At 40.4% G+C, this 17,839-nt stretch carries 17 protein-coding genes; 11 read left to right on the top strand and 6 right to left on the bottom strand.

Translation table 11 applies throughout. The features are described from left to right. Positions 1-193 precede the first annotated feature (193 nt). From DOZ58_RS05060 to DOZ58_RS05045, 4 genes are all read left to right on the top strand, one after another. The gene (locus DOZ58_RS05060; RefSeq protein WP_111889682.1) at positions 194-2,143 is read left to right on the top strand and encodes an FAD-dependent oxidoreductase; all 1,950 of its coding nucleotides are present in this window, start codon (positions 194-196) and stop codon (positions 2,141-2,143) included. Positions 2,144-2,457: 314 nt separating this feature from the next. Continuing rightward, complete coding sequence (locus tag DOZ58_RS05055; RefSeq protein ID WP_162624429.1) at positions 2,458-3,735, top strand: LPXTG cell wall anchor domain-containing protein; 1,278 nt, start codon at positions 2,458-2,460, stop codon at positions 3,733-3,735. A gap of 112 nt (positions 3,736-3,847) precedes the next feature. Continuing rightward, positions 3,848-4,486: an MBL fold metallo-hydrolase gene (locus tag DOZ58_RS05050; RefSeq protein WP_111887317.1), complete on the top strand. Its 639-nt coding sequence runs from the start codon at positions 3,848-3,850 to the stop codon at positions 4,484-4,486. A gap of 195 nt (positions 4,487-4,681) precedes the next feature. Next, positions 4,682-5,428 carry a thymidylate synthase gene (locus tag DOZ58_RS05045; RefSeq protein ID WP_111887316.1) on the top strand — a complete coding sequence of 249 codons (747 nt, stop codon included), beginning with the start codon at positions 4,682-4,684 and terminating at the stop codon, positions 5,426-5,428. Positions 5,429-5,569: 141 nt separating this feature from the next. Here DOZ58_RS05045 and DOZ58_RS05040 read toward each other — a convergent pair whose 3' ends face one another. Then, the gene (locus DOZ58_RS05040; protein WP_111887315.1) at positions 5,570-6,169 is read right to left on the bottom strand and encodes a TetR/AcrR family transcriptional regulator; all 600 of its coding nucleotides are present in this window, start codon (positions 6,167-6,169) and stop codon (positions 5,570-5,572) included. 161 nt (positions 6,170-6,330) lie between these two features. Between DOZ58_RS05040 and DOZ58_RS05035 the strand changes: the two genes are divergently transcribed. The 3 genes from DOZ58_RS05035 to DOZ58_RS05025 all read left to right on the top strand — a co-directional run bounded on the left by DOZ58_RS05035 (position 6,331) and on the right by DOZ58_RS05025 (position 8,646). Then, positions 6,331-7,062, top strand: coding sequence for an ABC transporter ATP-binding protein (locus tag DOZ58_RS05035; RefSeq protein WP_111887314.1), 732 nt, complete (start codon positions 6,331-6,333; stop codon positions 7,060-7,062). Next, entirely contained in the window at positions 7,056-8,066 is a 1,011-nt protein-coding gene (locus tag DOZ58_RS05030) for an ABC transporter permease (protein WP_111887313.1), read from the top strand. The genes DOZ58_RS05035 and DOZ58_RS05030 overlap by 7 nt, the downstream gene beginning before the upstream one ends. Before the next feature lie 322 nt (positions 8,067-8,388). Further along, positions 8,389-8,646, top strand: a complete 258-nt coding sequence (locus DOZ58_RS05025; RefSeq protein ID WP_111887312.1) for a hypothetical protein — start codon at positions 8,389-8,391, stop codon at positions 8,644-8,646. A gap of 120 nt (positions 8,647-8,766) precedes the next feature. Here the strand turns inward: DOZ58_RS05025 and DOZ58_RS05020 are convergent, their stop codons facing one another. Further along, complete coding sequence (locus DOZ58_RS05020; protein WP_111887311.1) at positions 8,767-10,614, bottom strand: glycerophosphodiester phosphodiesterase; 1,848 nt, start codon at positions 10,612-10,614, stop codon at positions 8,767-8,769. A 467-nt stretch (positions 10,615-11,081) separates the two neighbouring features. Here DOZ58_RS05020 and DOZ58_RS05015 point away from each other — a divergent pair, with 467 nt between their 5' ends. The 3 genes from DOZ58_RS05015 to DOZ58_RS05005 all read left to right on the top strand — a co-directional run bounded on the left by DOZ58_RS05015 (position 11,082) and on the right by DOZ58_RS05005 (position 12,682). Continuing rightward, entirely contained in the window at positions 11,082-11,726 is a 645-nt protein-coding gene (locus DOZ58_RS05015) for a TetR/AcrR family transcriptional regulator (RefSeq protein ID WP_111887310.1), read from the top strand. Beyond that, positions 11,719-12,117, top strand: a complete 399-nt coding sequence (locus DOZ58_RS05010) for an FMN-binding protein (protein ID WP_111887309.1) — start codon at positions 11,719-11,721, stop codon at positions 12,115-12,117. Before DOZ58_RS05015 ends, DOZ58_RS05010 begins: the two co-directional genes overlap by 8 nt. A gap of 154 nt (positions 12,118-12,271) precedes the next feature. Then, on the top strand, positions 12,272-12,682 hold the full coding sequence (locus DOZ58_RS05005; protein WP_111887308.1) for a DUF3592 domain-containing protein: 411 nt from the start codon (positions 12,272-12,274) through the stop codon (positions 12,680-12,682). Between the two features lie 94 nt (positions 12,683-12,776). Here the strand turns inward: DOZ58_RS05005 and DOZ58_RS05000 are convergent, their stop codons facing one another. The 3 genes from DOZ58_RS05000 to ablA form a co-directional block, all read right to left on the bottom strand. Beyond that, complete coding sequence (locus tag DOZ58_RS05000) at positions 12,777-13,766, bottom strand: 2-hydroxyacid dehydrogenase (RefSeq protein ID WP_111887307.1); 990 nt, start codon at positions 13,764-13,766, stop codon at positions 12,777-12,779. Positions 13,767-13,867: 101 nt separating this feature from the next. After that, positions 13,868-14,713 carry a putative beta-lysine N-acetyltransferase gene (gene ablB / locus DOZ58_RS04995; protein WP_111887306.1) on the bottom strand — a complete coding sequence of 282 codons (846 nt, stop codon included), beginning with the start codon at positions 14,711-14,713 and terminating at the stop codon, positions 13,868-13,870. After that, positions 14,713-16,041, bottom strand: coding sequence for a lysine 2,3-aminomutase (ablA, locus tag DOZ58_RS04990; protein ID WP_111887305.1), 1,329 nt, complete (start codon positions 16,039-16,041; stop codon positions 14,713-14,715). Before ablA ends, ablB begins: the two co-directional genes overlap by 1 nt. 690 nt (positions 16,042-16,731) lie before the next feature. Between ablA and DOZ58_RS04985 the strand changes: the two genes are divergently transcribed. Then, the gene (locus DOZ58_RS04985) at positions 16,732-17,367 is read left to right on the top strand and encodes a DUF2179 domain-containing protein (RefSeq protein WP_111887304.1); all 636 of its coding nucleotides are present in this window, start codon (positions 16,732-16,734) and stop codon (positions 17,365-17,367) included. A 138-nt stretch (positions 17,368-17,505) separates the two neighbouring features. Here DOZ58_RS04985 and DOZ58_RS04980 read toward each other — a convergent pair whose 3' ends face one another. Next, the gene (locus DOZ58_RS04980) at positions 17,506-17,829 is read right to left on the bottom strand and encodes a hypothetical protein (RefSeq protein WP_111887303.1); all 324 of its coding nucleotides are present in this window, start codon (positions 17,827-17,829) and stop codon (positions 17,506-17,508) included. Positions 17,830-17,839: the final 10 nt, after the last annotated feature.

The following is a 17,839-nucleotide window of genomic DNA, read 5'->3' as shown; positions in this document are numbered from 1 at the left end:
TTTTTTTTAATGATAACCATCTTTTAAATAAACGTCAAGGATAAAACGTTGTTATTCTGCAAAATGTTGCATGTTTAAACATGTAAATATTTACATGATTTTATTGACATCACTAAAAGATCATGTTAAGATTTTATCAAATCGACCGCTTAATATTGACGGAACCAATCAAAATTCTAAAGGAGAATTGACGATGCAACGAAAATACCCAAATTTATGTAAACCGATTAAAATTGGTAATGTAACCTTCAGAAACAGAATGTTTGGTGCACCCATGGGAGGCACCGACATTACAGCCGATTGTACCATCGGTCCTAAATCGAAAGCTTTTTATGAACTCAGAGCCAAAGGTGGTGCCGCCTCTGTCACTGTTAGTGAATGTGTAGTTCATCCTGAAACAGAAGGCTCCCATATGTATCACCTTGATCTGCAAACGGTTGATTCACTGTCGAGCTTTACCTATACAGCCGATGCAATCCGTCGTCATGGCGCCATTCCCAGTGTTGAACTCTCTCATTCCGGACAATATGCCGGCACCTATCTAACCGACAAAGATAAAAAAGGTGGCATGGCTCAGTGGGGACCCAGCGCCGGAACCCGTCCTGATGGAAGACCGGTTAAAGAACTGACCCAGGAACTCATTGATGATATTGTCGCCGCTTATGGGCGGGTGGCTGGATTGGCAAAACGGGCAGGATTTGAAATGATCATGGTTCATGGCGGTCACGGCTGGCTACTGAACCAGTTTCTTTCACCCTTTTTTAACCACCGAACCGACAAATATGGCGGTCCGCTAGAAAACCGGGCGCGTCTGGCCCTGGAAGTTCTGGACAGTGTTCGTGAAGCTGTGGGATCAGGTTTCCCGATTGAGTTTCGAATGAGTGGCTCTGAATTTTTTGAAGGTGGCTATACCCTTGAAGAGGGTGTTGAAATCGCCAAACTGGTTGAATCCAAGGTCGATCTACTCCATATTACTGCCGGTACTTACCAAAGTGGATTTGGTTTAACGCATCCATCGATGTTTGAACCTCATGGCCGAAATGTCTATTTAGCTGCAGAAATTAAAAAACATGTTTCAGTTCCGGTGGCTACCCTTGGCGGACTGAATGATCCTGCGATGATGGAAGAGATTATTGCTTCCGGGCAAGCTGATATTGTCGAAATGGCTCGGGCACTGTTGGCGGACCCCTTCCTGCCGCGAAAAGTTATGAGCAATCAGGATGCCGATATTGTTAAATGTCTGCGCTGCTTTACCTGCATGGCCGAACGGGCAGTCACATCCACGCGGCGCTGTACCGTTAATCCTTTAATTGGCCGGGAAATGGATGGAACTGAAATTATTCCCACTGCCAACCCGGTAAAAGTATTGGTAGCAGGCGGCGGACCAGCCGGACTGGAAGCGGCGTTAACGGCGGCCAAACGGGGGCACCAGGTTATTCTTTGTGAAAAAGGCGATACCTTAGGTGGAATCTTAAAAGGTGAACAGGCAATACCATTTAAATATGAAATGTACGAGCTGGGTGTTACTCTGGAAAAATTGGCCAGAGATGCCGGTGTAGAGATTCGCTTAAACACACCGGTAACAAAAGAATATGTCGATCAGGAAAACGTTGATGCCCTGATTGTAGCAGTCGGCTCGGAACCGATCGTTCCAGCAATTCCCGGTCTGGACGGCGACAATGTGATTGTCGTCAATGACTACTACAAGAAAAAAGATCAGGTCGGGGATACCGTGGTTGTATTAGGTGGCGGTTTGGCCGGTTGTGAAGCAGCCATCCATTTTGCCCGGGAAGGGAAGACCGTTAACCTCATCGAAATGAGAACGGAATTGGCACCAGACGCAAATTTGCGCCATCGTCCGCTGATGATGAATGAAATCGCAAAATGTGGTATTACCGTCCATACTGAATTAAAAGGATTGCAGGTTACCGATCAGGGGGTTGTCTGTGAAGATGCCAATGGCAAGGAAGTACTGGTTCCAGGAACGACAGCCATCTGTGCTCTGGGACAAAAGCCGCGTCGCAATATTGCCGAAACTTTGGTAGATTGTGCCCCATATGTTATCGAAATTGGGGATTGTGTTAAAGCATCCACCATTACGACTGCCATTTATCAGGGTTACCACGCAGCCCTGGATATCTGATTCGAATTAGAATCGAAAAAATCTGATTAAGCAATTTAAAAAGCCGTACTAAATAAATGAAATGTGATAAATAAAACGCGTTCATATTAACAAAAAACCGCCAGTGGGCGGTTTTTTGCATTTGTTCTGATAACTGGACAGTTGCCATGCAAGAAATATCGAACAATCCATCGACATTTTTCTGTGATTGTGGTATCTTAATCATATGCGATGATGTAAACGAGTAAAAACAGAATGGTACGATACTAAAGATTTTAAAGAATAGCTGCCAATCTCAACAATTCATCAAAATACGGTTTGAAATGGAGAAGAAAATGAAGCGAATATCAAAGTTTTTATCCCTGCTGATGGTTGCGGCGATGTTGTCAATGCTAATTCCGGTCTCAGCTTTTGCCGCTGGAGAAGCGGTAAGTGAAAAAGAACCAACCAACGAATTAGGTCTGGTTTTAGTAACAACTGAAGCAGTCGATACAGAGACTGTAGTAACAGAAGAAACAGCAGGCAGTACCGAAATTGCCCCGCGGCCAGCGGTCGCAACAGCTCCTGCCGACAATAGTATGGAAGTCGAGGTCGTTTCAGAGCAACCGGTAATAGCAAACCTTGAACCAGAAAAGATAGAAACCCAGGCGGCCACATATTTGTGCTTAACCCAGAATGGCGTGATCATTGATGTCCTGGCCACCAATAGCGGATCCGATTATTCATATGATACAGCTGCCAACGAACTGACATTAAATAATTTTGTAGGAGAAAAGCTGGATGTCGAATCGACAGCAGTTCCTTTTAAACTCGTCCTACTTGGTACCAATGTTATTACAACCGATAATGGTTTTGCCGTCAAAGCGGAAGCTGATATGAATGCTAGCGGGACAGGTACGCTGATTGCGAAGGGACAGGCGACCCCTGATTTAATGGGTGGTGGAATCAATGTTGTTGGAAACCTGGTGATTGACAGCGGAACCTATGATATTGCAGCCGTTGGATATGAAAGTTCCAGCTCCGCCGTTGGAATTTTGGCAGGTAATAATGCTGAGGATATCACACCGGGAAATCTCACCATCAACGGGGGAAACATTGCTGTGACCGCTTATAATAGTGATTATGCCGGTGCTTTTGGTTTGTTTGCTTTTGGCGATCTAATTGTCAATAGCGGAAATATTGATGTTTTTACCGATAGTCCAACCAGTTACAGCCGCGGTATCGGAGCTTATGATGAACTGGTATTCAACGGCGGCTATACGGTCGTCGAATCGATTGCTGATCATGGCGATGCCGGCGCTTTATTCTCCTATAATAAAATTATTATTAACAATGGCATTCTTGATTTATGCACATCGGGAGCCGTCGCTAAGGCTCTTGTGGCCGAAGGCAGCATTGATATCAGTCCGATTTATGGGGATGTCGACCGTGATGCGACCTGTTTGTATCTGGAACCGCTTTCGGCGCAAACATTCAAAAAACAGCATGCCAGTTCAGCCAATCCCAAAACTGGGGTAGACACTAGCACATCAGAAGCGGCTGTGGCGGGAGCAGTCCTGATCATGCTGATCGGACTTGCTGTTGCTGTCGGAAAACGAGAGGCACAGGTCTGAAATTTTGCGAATAGAGGGCTGAATCGATAATTATCGACACTGTGTAGCGGCCGTTCTGGCCGCTTTTCTTTTATGGATCTGATAAAAAAATAACTTTTGGGAGCGTAACAAGATGGAAATTATCGAAAATGTTTATCAGCTTGATTGTGCCAGCCATGGGCATGTGTTTTTTATTCGTTCGGATGAAGGGATACTCATTGATACGGGTATGCCGGGGTTGGCAGAGCAAATTCTGGCGGAACTGAAAAGTTTGGATGTAGCGATTCAAAGTATAACGAAAATACTGCTGACCCACCATGATATTGATCATATCGGCAATGCTAAAGCCTTGCAGGAAGCAACTCAAGCTGAGGTTTGGGCACCCCAGCAAGATGTGCCCTATATTATGGGCGAAAAAAATCGACCGGGAATCAAACGAATCATGCAAGCAGTTGTGCACCCTCAAAAACCCAGTATTTCTGGCGTCTATCAGGAGAATCAAAGTTTTGGAGCGGTTCGTGTGATTCACGCTCCGGGTCATACTCCAGGACACTCGATTTTTCATTATAAGAATGTATTATTTATTGGCGATTTATTTCAGGAGTCTAAGGGAAAATTAAAACAATTGCCCCAGTTTTATATCTGGAATAAAGAGGAAGCGAACCGATCAATTTCAATCATCAAAGAGCTCCAATACGATTCGATTTGCCCCTCCCATGGAATGCCAATAAAAAGAGGCGTCGTGACGGAAGACTTTCTAAAAAAATTCTAGTTCAGCCGTAAAATATGATCAGCTATTTAAAATAGAAAACATTATGGGATTTAATTTTGATTTTTACAAAGATGAAATCTACCGAAAGATATGGTATGATCATCAATGAAGCAGATAAACGAATACGTATTATTATATAGAAAGGATCTCGTATTAGCGGTTTGAGAGTTAGAGATCAGCTGATACGATGTGAAAATGATGGTTACTTACATTCACGAAACCGAACTGCATAAGGGCATTGAGGCGGCGATGAAGGCTTTAAACCAGGCCGATGTTGTTATGGGGAAGAATCAGGATCGCGAAGACAGTTTAAAAGAAATTCACCTTCTGATGGATATCGACAGCGTACAGGATATAAGAATTACCATGGCCATGCCAACCGGGCTGGAAACCCTGGTCGACTACGTCCTGGAAATTGTTGAAGGCACCAAGGATTTTGAAAAAGATATGTATGGGTATACCTATCACGATCTGTTTTCCAAAAACATTGATTTTGTTATCAATAAATTAAAAGAAGATCCCGGTACCAGACAGGCAACCCTACATGTGGCCAATCAGGAGGCCGCCAAACTAAATCATCCACCCTGCCTGCAGCTTATTCATTACACTGTTAAAGACGGCAAATTAAATACCGACGTGGTATTTAGAAGCAATGATGGAGTTAAGGCAGTCGCCATGAATGTTTTCGCTCTTATCGAACTGTCAAGAACGATTGCCCGGGAAGTCGGGATTAAAGAACTGGGTTCCTATACCCATCATGCCCTGAGTTTTCACGCCTACAGCCGGGATTGGAAAGCGCTGGAAGGCTATTGCAAATCTTTTGAAGACCGCGATTGCACCATCGATTATGAAGATTATCGGGAAGCCTATGAAGATTATGCCGATGAATGCCGAGAAAATGCAATCAGCCTAAAAAATGCCCAGGAGAAAAAGAATCATTAATACAGCTTTAAAAATAGAACACTAAAACAGCCTTTAAGTAGTCGTCGACTATTTAAGGGCTGTTTTAGTTCAGGTTGTAGCAACAAAAAAACCGACCCTCAATTTTCAAGAGAATCGGTTTGGCTTGTTAAGTGATTCAATTTAGCCTCGGTATTTTGATAGCTCGCTTTGAACGCCGTTGGTTGTCACGGCCAGCAGCAACTCCAGGAATTGTTCGGTCGGCAGGTCTTTGTCATTGGCATACCACTTTGCAATCATGCTGAGCATCGCGGCACTCTGGTATTCCATTAAATAGCTTACTTCCATCAGTTCCTGAGGGGACAGTTTTTTATATATTGATAGCACTGTCGAGGTGAGCTTTTTCAAGACCTTTTGCCTGAAGTGGGGATCACCGTTTTCACCTAATAAAACCGGGAGATAAGTCTTGTTTTTCTCGAAAAATTCAAGAATTAATTTTAAAATGGCTTCCTTGCGATGATCATGAGAAAGATTACAATAAAAAAGGTTCTTAATAACAATGTTCTTAAAATCCTCCACTGTAATGGTCTGTTCTTCAATTTCTGCCAGAATTTCATAGGCATCTTTAAAATAAACATAAAAAGTTGAGCGATTATAGCCGGCTACGTCACAGATTTCCTTGACGGCGATCTTCTCAATGCTTTTTTTGCAATATAACAGCCAAAATGAATCAATTAAGTTTTGGCGGGTAACTTTGGCGGTGGTTGATAAAGTCGTCTTCATGTCAGTTTTACCTCATTCACGGGATCATTCATTTTGATTATAAACGAAGCCGCTGGGATAAACAAGAAAATCCAACAGCTTGAAAAAGACTGTTGGTTGAATTTAAAAAGGAACAGGGCTAAAATGGGGATAATCATAAAATAAAGAAGAGGGACTTAGAAATGAGAATTGAAATTTTAGAAGTTGATAAATCATTCAAAAAACAGCGTGTTTTAGAACAGATTAGTTTGACGATTGATTCGGGTCGGATCTTCTGTCTGCTGGGGGCATCCGGTTCAGGAAAAACAACCTTGCTGCGAATCATGATGGGTGCCATTCCAACGGATGGCGGAATGGTAACAATCGGCGGTATCGCCGTGCCAAACCGTCAGCTGCTTGCACAGATGGGTTATATGCCGCAGAATGAAGCCCTGTACGAAGAGTTGTCAGCCTGGGAGAATCTGAAGTTTTTTGCCGGTCTGCATCGGCAAAGTCGTAAAACATTTGAAGCAAATGCCGAAGAACTACTCCAGATTGTCGATATGGCAGCGTGTAAAAACAAGTTAGTCCGCGATTGTTCCGGTGGGATGAAAAAACGCATATCGTTGGCGGTAGCGTTAATTCACAAACCAAAGCTGCTGGTGCTGGATGAGCCAACAGTTGGGGTTGATCCGGTGCTGCGGCGCAAAATATGGCTATATCTCAGGCAGCTCCGAAATGAAGGAACAACCATTTTGGTTACCACCCATGTCATGGATGAGGTTACCCAATGTGATGATGCCGCCTTGCTTCGTAATGGTCATATCATTGCCAGGGATACGGTTAAAAATTTAATCGCCCAGACTTCAGACGGAAACATTGAAGAATTATTTTTTATCGACAATCAGTCAGAAGCGGAGGTCACATCGTGTTAAGCATTGTCAAACGGATCATTGGCCAAATGAAAAACGATCAGCGATCATTGGGGTTGCTTTTATTTGCACCGCTGCTGGTTTTAACGCTGTTATTTTTTATCCTCGGTGATTCCAATTATCTGCCGAAGATTGCTGTCTATGATATGAATGAAAAATTTGTCACTGAGCTTGAGAATCATGCCGCTGTCAGTGAAGAAACAGAAAAACCCGAGGCCGTAGATTATTTGGAGATTAATGGAATCGATGCGCTGATCTGGAGCGATAGCGAGGGAACGCACATTGAATTACTGGAGAAAAATTCCAAGTCCGCCGCTGCCATAAAAGCCATTACGGATACCAATAAAGCCTTACAACCCGCACAAAACGAGCTGATCATGGATTATGTTTATGAAACATCGGGGGATAATCAACTGGATTCGCTTGCCTATGTTTTTCTGGGTGTGATCTCATTTTTCTTTGTCTTTATTCTTTCCGAGATGTCATTTGTTCGGGAGCGTTTCGGACAGACCTTAGAACGGATGCTGATGACCCCGATCAGCCGGATCGATGTCATCGGGGGTTATACCCTGGGGTATGGTTTACTGGCAGCGATTCAAAGTGTGGTGATTATTTTGTACGCCGTTTATGTACTGCAACTTCAGGTGGAAGGATCGGTCGCCTTATGTACGTTGGTGATGATTTTGATGGCGTTTTCGGCGGTTTCCGTTGGCGCGCTGGTATCCATCTTTGCCAACAATGAATTACAATTGGTTCAGTTTATTCCGGTAATCATCATTCCACAGATCTTTTTTTCCGGACTGATCCCGATTGATACCATTCCCTTTGGGCTGGGAAACCTGTGTTATCTAACGCCAATTTATTATGGCTGCACAGCCCTGGAAATGATTATGATTCAGGGCAAGGGATTTTTAGCGATATGGCCCTGGTTAGTTGGATCGGTCATCTTTATTGGGGTGTTATTTTTAGTGAATGTGACCGCATTAAAGAAATACCGTCGGCTCTAAACTTGTGATTGCGTATCAGACCTGAGTTTGATACGTTAGACTGTCAAAAGATAACCCAGTACCGACAATTGTTACATCATGTTGTACGCATCGGAGCGGACACGACATCGTCTGTCCGACTCCGCGGCGAACAACAGATTAACAATTGGTCGGTACGGTAGTTTAGCGCAACCTCGCGTATCAAACCTAAGTTTGATACGCTTTTTTTAAGTGAGAGTTAGATTTAGTTCACAACCATCCTGGTTTTGTGATATTATTCATTTGTAATGTTTTAAAATAGAATATTATATCAGTACAAAATACAGTCAGAAAGAAGAATAATATGTTAAATCAGGAATACATCGATGCACAAACGATTATGAATCAAGCTAAAAAAGATCTGGAAAACATCTTCGACCAGGTAAAACCGCAAACACCAGAAGATCAGGAAGCGCATAACAGCTTATTAAAACTGATTGATCAATTAAAAAGTATGGATGCTTATTACAATCATTTAAAGACAGCTAAAATCGAAGCGTTGTCTTCAAATGAAAAATTATTTATCAATCTCATCAAGAAAAACAAAGAAAACTTAAAATAAGAGCGTCAATAAAAACAGCTTTAGTGCTCCATTTAAAACGACAGTATTTCAGGACAATCGCGGTCGTCACTTACTTGGCACATAAGAGAATTTGGTTGAAGTATTTTTGATCACAAACTATTATGACAGTAGATCTGCAAAAATATAATCATTGATGCGGTCAATCAATTCTCGTGGTTCAAGCATTTGTTCAATGGTCTTCCTGGTTTGGGTCACGTCGTCGGTAATAATGTTGTCAACACCAATTTTAACCATCTTTTCGGTCAATTCCTGAGATTCTACTGTCCAGGCTAAAACTTCTTTCTTCTCTCGATGGATGGTAGCAACGATCTCCGGGGTGATGAAGGATGACTCAATGCTGTAAATATCGACTGGCAGTTTTTGAATGTCCCCAATGGCCAAAGCGGTAATATAAGCCCGTTTCAAATCTGGATTTATGGAGGCGACTTTTTCTAAGGTTGGATAATCCAGGGAGGCAAGGACACACTGGTTAGAAAAATCATTTTGATCGATAATATCAACAGTCGACTCCACCAAACTTGCTTCATGCCCGGTAGGCTTAAGCTCAATGTTTAAACGTATTTTTCCTTTGCAAAGTTTAATCGCTTCATCTAGGGTGGGGATATGTTCATTTTTAAACTGCGGATCAAACCAACTACCGATGTCCAGATCTTCGATATCCACGTAGTTTGATGACCAGATATTCAAATCCTTTCCAGATATGCGCTTAAGATTATTATCGTGAGAGACAACAATTATTCCGTCTTTAGTTTGAGCCACATCAATTTCAGCATAATCAGCGCTTTGATCAATAGCTTTTTGTAAAGCGGCCAGCGTGTTTTCTGGGGCAAGATTAGAACCTCCACGGTGAGCAGTTATTTGTGGACCCGTTAAAAACTGGTCGTTGAAGGCTTCAGAAAAGGTGTTGAAAATTACAATGCTATTTATTGTTGTAAATAAGAAAACCATGATTATACTGATTGTCACAATTGTTTTTCGTTTTACTTTTGCTTTGTATTTATCTTTGACTAGCGATTCAGAATTAACCTTTAAGTGGGTCGATGCTGAATATGTATAGTAAAACTGGGAAACTACCGCCAAATTGATGGATGTGGTGAGCAATTGAAAGATGGTAAACAACCCAGACACCAAAAAACCGAAAGTAGCAATAAAAATGGATAAAGCCAGCGGGTGTTCCAGGATCTGACCTAAGATAAAGAAAGCGATGACTTCAAGAACAAGCACAACAATAACGAGCAATATCACAATCAGGAGATTAAAAAGTATTACAAAGAAAATAGTTTTCCAAAAATGTCCTTTTATTAGAATGCTGCTTTTTTTAATTGCCGGGAAGAAATCACTGTTTTCCAAAGTGAAATAGTGAAATGAAAAAATCCAGATGACTGAGAGCAAAAACAAAAACAACGACAGTACCGTAAAACCGATTGAGTACAATGGACTGGCGGCGATATAACTCATAATAAATTCAGGAATTGATATTTCCGAAATGAAATTAGAAGATAATGAAAACTCAGTTAAAGGAATAATGATAAGAATAAAAATCACGAATGGTAAATTTTTAGCCTTGACTATTTTGAGTGCTCGTTTAGTTCCCTCTATACATAATGGAATCAGTTGAACTTTTCGTCGGAAATGACTTTCATTAAAAAGAATGATTAATGTGGTGAATTCCAGCAGACCAAAAAAAGCGACGAGCAAAGCAAAGCAAATAAAAGTTAGCAGAAAAAGGGGGTTAGTTAAGGCTTGAGTAAAATTTGAACCGCTTAAATATGGAAAACCCAACAGTGTTATGGCTTTATTAAACAAAAAAAATCCACCGGGATAAATGATCATAGTGCCGGCAACGGTATAGATAGCTTCAAAAAAGAGCAGATGCAGAAAATTAAACTGAATAAGCGTGAGTATTTCTTTGGTTCGACTAAAAATACTAGATTCCTTTTTATCCATGATGATCAGTCCTTTCTCGTTAAAAAAGTATTTTGCGGAAAAGTGCAATGAACTTTTCACTGTCGGAATTGATTTTAAACTGGAAGAATCTCAGGCAGATACATGGAGTCATGCTTTTGTGATTGTATCATGATGAAAACCGTATAACAAGAAAAAAAGCAGGGGTCTTCTTGAAAATTTGGCAAGAATAATCAATGGAATCAAAAATTATAAAAAAAAGTGAGGTCAGCATGAAAGTTATTGCAATCATGGGAAGTCCCCACAAAGGGAAGGGTTTTGAGATCGTACAGAAGATCGAAGTTGAACTCTCTCGTTTGGACGAGATCGAAATAGAGATACTATAAAAACTTCATCCCCGGATAATCTGGGGATTTTTTTGGATATTGTTTTTTGTAAACAACTTGATTAATGATAGACGAGCAGGTATAATTAAACCCAGAGTATAAATAACGAAATGAGGGTTTGATATGGGAAGACGAAAAAAAGAACTAGCTGATTTTCACAGAGACAGCATTATAACAATTGCGGAAACACTCTTTAAAAAAAATGGCGTTGACAATACGACAATGAATGACATCGCAAGGGAAGCCGAATATAGTAAGGCAACCTTATACGTGTATTTTAAAAACAAAGAAGAAATTGTCAATTGCATTATATTTAAAAGCATGAAAATGCTTTATGATCGCATTCAAACTGCAACCCAACCGGGGAATGACCTATTTGCAAGATATTATGTAATTTGCAATGAACTTACCGCCTATTGTGATGACTATCCTTTGTATTTTCAAACCGTACTTCAAGAAATTAATGTGGATGTTAATAATGAAGATACGCCAATGGTTTTTCGAGAAATATTTGAATTGGGCGAGCAAATCAATGAACTGATCGGTACATTTTTTGTGGATGGGATTAAGCAGGGTGTTTTTCGTTCAGATATTAAAATCCCGGAGACCGTGTTTATGTTCTGGGCTAGTCTATCGGGGATCATTCTGATGGCCTGGAAAAAACAGCAATACATTGAACAGGCGATGAATACAACAAAAAAAGATTTCTTGAAATACAGCTTTGATACCTTGCTGAATTCGATTCTGAAGGAGAAACAAAATGTTTAAAATAAAAACGATTGTTTTACCACTAATCATTTCGATTCTGATTATCGGAATCTTTTCTGGTGCCTGTTATCTTAGTGATGTAAACAACTATAAAAAAGCGGTTGCCAGCATTACAATTGCCAACATTGATCTATCGCGAATTCCAGATGGTGTTTATGATGGCTCATATGATGTCGGTTATATATCGGCAAAAGCTGAAGTTATTGTTGCTAATGGAGTAATTAAGACCATCAACCTGATTGAGCATCAGAACGAACGAGGTTCTTCCGCTGAGGTGATTACTGACACCATTGTTAAGGAACAAACGATAGATGTGGATGCTGTTACTGGAGCGACTAATTCAAGTAAAGTGATTAAAAAAGCGATTGAGAATGCTCTCCTTCAAAAATAACAAGATGTCTCCTGCAACTAAAGCGCTTTTACTTTTTATTATAAAAAGATCCTTTTTGGGTGATTTTATTATATAATGAATAGAAATGATCGACAACATAGTTATGGTGTTGATGGGTTGCCTCAAATTTGGGAGCGAAAGGTCGTGAAGTTCGATGATAGCGTTGATACTGGATATATTGAGATATGCAGGAATTGTACTTATCATTTTTTCAATTGTCAGATTGATACAATTAAAAAAGATAGAACTTAATGGAGTTGACGTTGAAGCGGTAGTGGTGCACATTAAAGAAAACAAGGTGCGGAATGGACGACAAGTTTACGATGAATACACTCCGATTCTGGAATACACGATTGCCCAAAAGGTCTATCATAAAGCCGCATTGGCTTCCCAAGGTGATAAACGCTACGATATGGGCGATATTGTTCAAATCCGCTGTAAACCGGATGACCCTGAAGAGTTATTAATTCTTGGAGATCGGCGGTATTATTTTAATCCAGTCTTAATTGGTGTCGCTGGGATAATGTTAGAAATCCTGTTTTTTTTATTGATGCAATATTTTTAAAAAGACATCATTACCTTGATCCGTTGAGGTTTGAATAATTAAAAAAAGAACCAACCACCATTACGTTGATGGCGGTTGGTTCCTTTTTTAAGGATTATAATCCGTTAACAATATTTATAGGGCATTCACCTTTTGATACCGCCAGAATGTTTGTCCAGACCGTTTTATGCATTTTTTCAAAAGCCGGTTTGGTGGTACCGCCAATGTGGGGGCTGAAAAGCAGTTTATAACGACAGCTTTCTGGTAGATTAAGGAGTGGATTATCGGTCATAACCGGTTCCGGGTACAGCGTGTCCAGACCAGCCCCGGCAATCAGTCCGGCTGATAATGCGGCGACCAGATCTTCCTGGACAACCAGCTCTCCGCGGGCAGTATTAATAAGTAGGGATGACGGTTTCATCAGTGACAGCAGTTCAGAATTGATTAGGCCGGTTGTTTCCAGGGTGACCGGTAAATGGAGGCTGATGATATCACACTGCTTGCAAAGGTCTTCCAGAGGCAGATAGCTAAGCCCCAATTTGTGCTCAGCCGCACTTTTTCTAGAACGGTTAAAATAACTGAGCCTCGAACCAAATGACTTCAAACGCTTAGCGGTTTCAAAGGCAATAGAACCCATGCCAACCAGCCCCACATGACAGGAGCCAAGCTCTGGAATACCATCTAGAATAAATGAACCTTTGGCCTGAATCTGCCGACCATCGCGAACCATCTGATCACCTTCCAGGAGTCGTCGCTGGAGGCCTAGCATCAGCAGGATGGTTTGCTCTGCTACCGCACTGGAGTTGGCGGCGGTATTGTTACAAACGTAAATTTTTTTTTCTTTAGCAGCAGCGCTATCAATTTTATTATAACCCACACCTTCGGAATGGATAAGTTTGAGATTGGGCATGCTATCAATCAGGTTTTTGCTGACTTCCCGAATGGCATCCGCAAAAATAAAATCAGCATCACCAGCAGCTTGTAGCACTGCCTGATCAGTATTTAGATCCTCGCCAAAAATTAATTCCCAGTCTTTTGGGATACCGGATAAATCTGAAAATTTGTCCACGCGTTTCGTCGAAGTTAGAATCAGAACCTTTGTCACAGGGATACCTCCATTATGTTAATTACTAGTATTATATAATGACGACGAATTAAGCACAACTAAATTTGCATACAGTTTGCAAAGACATCGGTGCTGCTTAATTATTTAGCTGCGCCGATGTCTTTATACCAGATATTCATGGATTCGATTGATCCTGAAATCTGGGTATTATTATTAAGGGTGCCACCATATTGATAATTTGCTCGGGCAAAGGTTCTATTCATTCCATAAGACGATGCTCTGGCAATGGTATAGAGCAGTCGAAATCCTGCGTTAATCATATATTTTTCCATTTCATTAAGGAGATGGAGGGCCAGCTTATGACCCCGATACGCTGGTAATACTGCAAAATCGGTCATCTCAGAATTTAAATTGTCCAAATCAGTTTCGCTGGAAGAGACGGCGACTAGATGATTATTGTGAAATACACCAAAGTAGGTAACGTGATCAGACATGGTTTCGAGAAGATAGTCTGCATCAAAAATAGGAAAGGGATAGCTTTTAAAAACTGTGCCATAAATTTGTGCGAGTGCGGGTATATCTGATGGCCCTAATTCTCTAATTTTGAATTCTTCTGGCAGGGCTTGGGTTGCAGCTTCGGCACGCTTTTTTATTGCATCGTCAAGAATTTGCTTGATTTCCATGTCATTAGTTAGGTTTTCTCTTTTAGGACAAAGGTACTTGCTCAATAATTTACATGTTTCCTGACCCCGGTAAAAGCCGGGTATCGCGGCTTCTTCTTTGTAACCATCGGCTTTAAAAACGGGATCTTGGGATTCTGGAATCTTGGCAACTATTTTTGAGTAATTTTTATCATGTGCCAGTTGGTTCATGTGTGTGATAAGCGAGTCAGCCTCGGCAGCATCACATTTCATTAAGTAAATCCGATTGCTGTTTTTTCCGTGCTGAATCAGACTATGACCATAGGGTTCAATGATGTCAGTCATTATATTGCCTCATCACTTTGATTTCTTTGGTCGCGTTCAAGGTTTTCAGGAACCAGTGTGATGGTTTCTTCATAATCGCAAAGCAATTTGGAAATGCCGATCGGTTTGCGATCACTTTCCTCGTTATTTAGTTTTAATTGGAGCTTGCAATTCGTACAGTTTAAATCACAGGCTGTGTGTTCATAGGTGTCTGGCATCTGATATGTGGTGATGACGCCTTCATAATTTCTTAAGATAACCTTGTTAGTCGACCAGGAAATGAGGTAGTTAGGCATCACCGGGATTTTACCACCGCCACCAGGGGCATCAATAACATAAGTTGGAATGGCGAAGCCACTGGTATGACCTCTTAAACTCTCCATTATTTCAATGCCTTTACCAACATTGGTTCTAAAATGTTCAAGCCCTTCAGATAAATCACATTGATATAAATAGTACGGGCGCACGCGGTTTGCTACTAATTTATGAACCAGTTTTTTCATGATTTGCGGGCAGTCATTGACGTCTTTTAATAACACTGATTGGTTGCCTAAAGGAATTCCCGCACCAGTTAGTTTTTTTAGCGCATTAATTGAGGTTTTGGTAATTTCCCGGGGATGATTGTAGTGAGTGTTGATCCAGAGATTATCATATTTACTGAGGACTTTTATGAGCTTGTCTGTGATCCGATAGGGAAGAACGACCGGTGTTCGTGTGCCAATACGAATTACTTCAACATGGGGAATTGCAGCAACAAGTCCGAGAATATGGTCTAGCTTTTCGTCGGACAAAAGAAATGGATCTCCACCGGAAAGAAGAACGTCCCGTACGGTGGGTGTATTCTTAATATAGTCGATACCCGCGGCAATCATTTCATCAGAAGGAACGGAGTCCACATCGCCAACTTTTCTTTTTCGGGTACAATGACGGCAATACATCGCGCACACATTACTGACGTGAAAAAGGACCCGGTCCGGATATCGATGGGTAATTCCACAGATAGGACTATCCTTGTCCTCATGGAGCGGATCTTCCATATCAATGGATGAGATGATCAATTCGTCAATACTTGGAAAACTCTGTTTGAAAACCGGATCCGTTTCAAAATCATCTTCGTCGATTAATGATAAGTAGTAAGGTGTAATCGCCATTGGAAATTTATCAATGGTTTCATTAATCTCTTTTTTCTTTTCATCAGAAAATTTAATTCCCATAATTTTTTCAAATGTTTCAACTTTTCGAATCGTATTTTTTAGTTGCCAGCGCCAGTCGGTCCATTTATCCATTAAGTAATCGGAAGATTGGCTGGTATTTAGATGTTCCTGTGTTAATTTAATTGCTTCTTGCATGTTTTGTTCCTTTCAGATTATGTATTATTAACTATATTTGGGTGAATGGGGGGGTGTGAAATAGAGGCGCATCTTTTTATCGCTATGAATAAAATATAAAAAAATGCACTCTAACTCTGCGTTTACAGAGTTAGAGTGCATAGGTTTCGCTAAAAATAACTCACCTTACACCATTCATAATACCCAATAAATATCAGGCAGAATAGTATAGTATATGACCATGTTGATCCTATACAAGCCCCAGTTCTATCCAGGATGTTTTTCAATGTAAATTTCATTGGATTAATAATCGGCTTACTTATTTCCACATTTACTTAGACACGTAAATAAGCTCACAAATAGAATTACTCAATACATATACTTCACATAATGTTTGTTTGATAATATGTATCATAATAGCAAAGAAAATCAAGTTTGTCAAACAAAATTGACTTTCTTAAGCTTAACAGGTGGAGGGTTTTATCATTTTATTGTTAGTATTTGGTGCGGTTACGACAAAATTTAGTGCCTTAAACATCTGGAATTTTTATATTTTTCTTGAACCCTTCATATTATGATTCACATCTGTTACAATGAAAAGTAATAGCGATGTTAGCAAGAAAAATTCTGGGAGTTTTGTTTGATAAATCGGAGCAATCGAATCTAGACGGAATCAAATGATCCATTCTCGTTCTAAAAAAAGGAGTGGCGATGACGCGATTATTTTTAATTATTTTTATTCAGTTACTTTATGTTCCCATGTTGACACTACGCACCATTTGTATGGTTAAAAATTTGAAGGTGTTAACTGGCATTTTTGGATTCATGGAAGCACTGATTTATATTTTTGGCTTGGCGATTGTATTATCAGGAGATCAAAGTATTTTGGAGATGGTTGTTTACGCCATCGGTTTTGCAGTGGGCTTAACCTTGGGCATATACATTGAACAAAAATTAGCGATCGGATTCACCAGTATTCAAGTTAATATCGAACAGGAAAACGCCACCTTGATTGAAGTGTTGAGAAAAGAAGGATTTGGTGTTACCGCCTACTATGGTCAAGGAAAATATGGAAAACGCACCAATTTAGATATTCTTACCAAGCGTAAGTGCGAGAAAAGGTTATTGCGGATTATTGATGAATACGAACCGAGAGCATTTATTATGTCTTTTGAACCTAAAATGTTTCGCGGCGGCTATCTAACTGAAATGATGAATATGCGGTTGAAAATGAAGATGCATAAAAAAAGTCGTGAGCAGGAAGAATTAAAAAGTGTGATCGAGAAAACAGTAGAAGAGATAAAAACCGAAACGGAGACGCTTAAAAATGATTGGTTTGAGGATTAGAAAAATACAGTTACAGAAATAAAAAAATAAATGTTTTAGAAAGATTAAGAAAATATAACCGTTTTATCAAAAAAGATAAACACCAATAAAAACAACGATGCGGTCACATCGTTGTTTTTTATTGGGATCGTTTTTAATTTAGATAGATTTGAATTTTATGGCTTTCATCTGGGTATCAAAGTAGAAATCGGCGGCACAAGAAATCATATCTGACCAGTCAAGAAACTTGCTGTTTTGTCGTACCCATGAATCCATTGCGGTAACTGGGATCGACTCAAAATCCTCCTGAGTGACAGCGGAAAATCCAGCGGATTGTAAAAAATCTTCAAGGCAGGAAAAAACAGTGTTTTTTTTTAGAAATGCAGGGGTTAAGTAGTTTTTAATCAAATTAAGATCGTCTTGAATACGGATCACCGAATCGTCTGCTGTAGGTAAATCTAAATGGCTAGATGGCCCTTTCATTAGCTACCTC

Source organism: Acetobacterium sp. KB-1 (genome assembly GCF_003260995.1).
GTDB lineage: Bacteria > Bacillota > Clostridia > Eubacteriales > Eubacteriaceae > Acetobacterium > Acetobacterium carbinolicum.
Note: the sequence above shows the minus strand (reverse complement) of the source record. Positions and strands in the feature narration are given on the sequence as shown.

Bases quoted from the DNA above. Each gene is read 5' to 3' on its own strand.
- DOZ58_RS05060 (WP_111889682.1), top strand. From the start codon at position 194: ATGCAACGAAAATACCCAAATTTATGTAAACCGATTAAAATTGGTAAT.
- DOZ58_RS05055 (WP_162624429.1), top strand. From the start codon at position 2,458: ATGAAGCGAATATCAAAGTTTTTATCCCTGCTGATGGTTGCGGCGATG.
- DOZ58_RS05050 (WP_111887317.1), top strand. From the start codon at position 3,848: ATGGAAATTATCGAAAATGTTTATCAGCTTGATTGTGCCAGCCATGGG.
- DOZ58_RS05045 (WP_111887316.1), top strand. From the start codon at position 4,682: ATGATGGTTACTTACATTCACGAAACCGAACTGCATAAGGGCATTGAG.
- DOZ58_RS05040 (WP_111887315.1), bottom strand. From the start codon at position 6,169: ATGAAGACGACTTTATCAACCACCGCCAAAGTTACCCGCCAAAACTTA.
- DOZ58_RS05035 (WP_111887314.1), top strand. From the start codon at position 6,331: ATGAGAATTGAAATTTTAGAAGTTGATAAATCATTCAAAAAACAGCGT.
- DOZ58_RS05025 (WP_111887312.1), top strand. From the start codon at position 8,389: ATGTTAAATCAGGAATACATCGATGCACAAACGATTATGAATCAAGCT.
- DOZ58_RS05020 (WP_111887311.1), bottom strand. From the start codon at position 10,614: ATGGATAAAAAGGAATCTAGTATTTTTAGTCGAACCAAAGAAATACTC.
- DOZ58_RS05015 (WP_111887310.1), top strand. From the start codon at position 11,082: ATGGGAAGACGAAAAAAAGAACTAGCTGATTTTCACAGAGACAGCATT.
- DOZ58_RS05010 (WP_111887309.1), top strand. From the start codon at position 11,719: ATGTTTAAAATAAAAACGATTGTTTTACCACTAATCATTTCGATTCTG.
- DOZ58_RS05005 (WP_111887308.1), top strand. From the start codon at position 12,272: ATGATAGCGTTGATACTGGATATATTGAGATATGCAGGAATTGTACTT.
- ablB (WP_111887306.1), bottom strand. From the start codon at position 14,713: ATGACTGACATCATTGAACCCTATGGTCATAGTCTGATTCAGCACGGA.
- ablA (WP_111887305.1), bottom strand. From the start codon at position 16,041: ATGCAAGAAGCAATTAAATTAACACAGGAACATCTAAATACCAGCCAA.
- DOZ58_RS04985 (WP_111887304.1), top strand. From the start codon at position 16,732: ATGACGCGATTATTTTTAATTATTTTTATTCAGTTACTTTATGTTCCC.
- DOZ58_RS04980 (WP_111887303.1), bottom strand. From the start codon at position 17,829: ATGAAAGGGCCATCTAGCCATTTAGATTTACCTACAGCAGACGATTCG.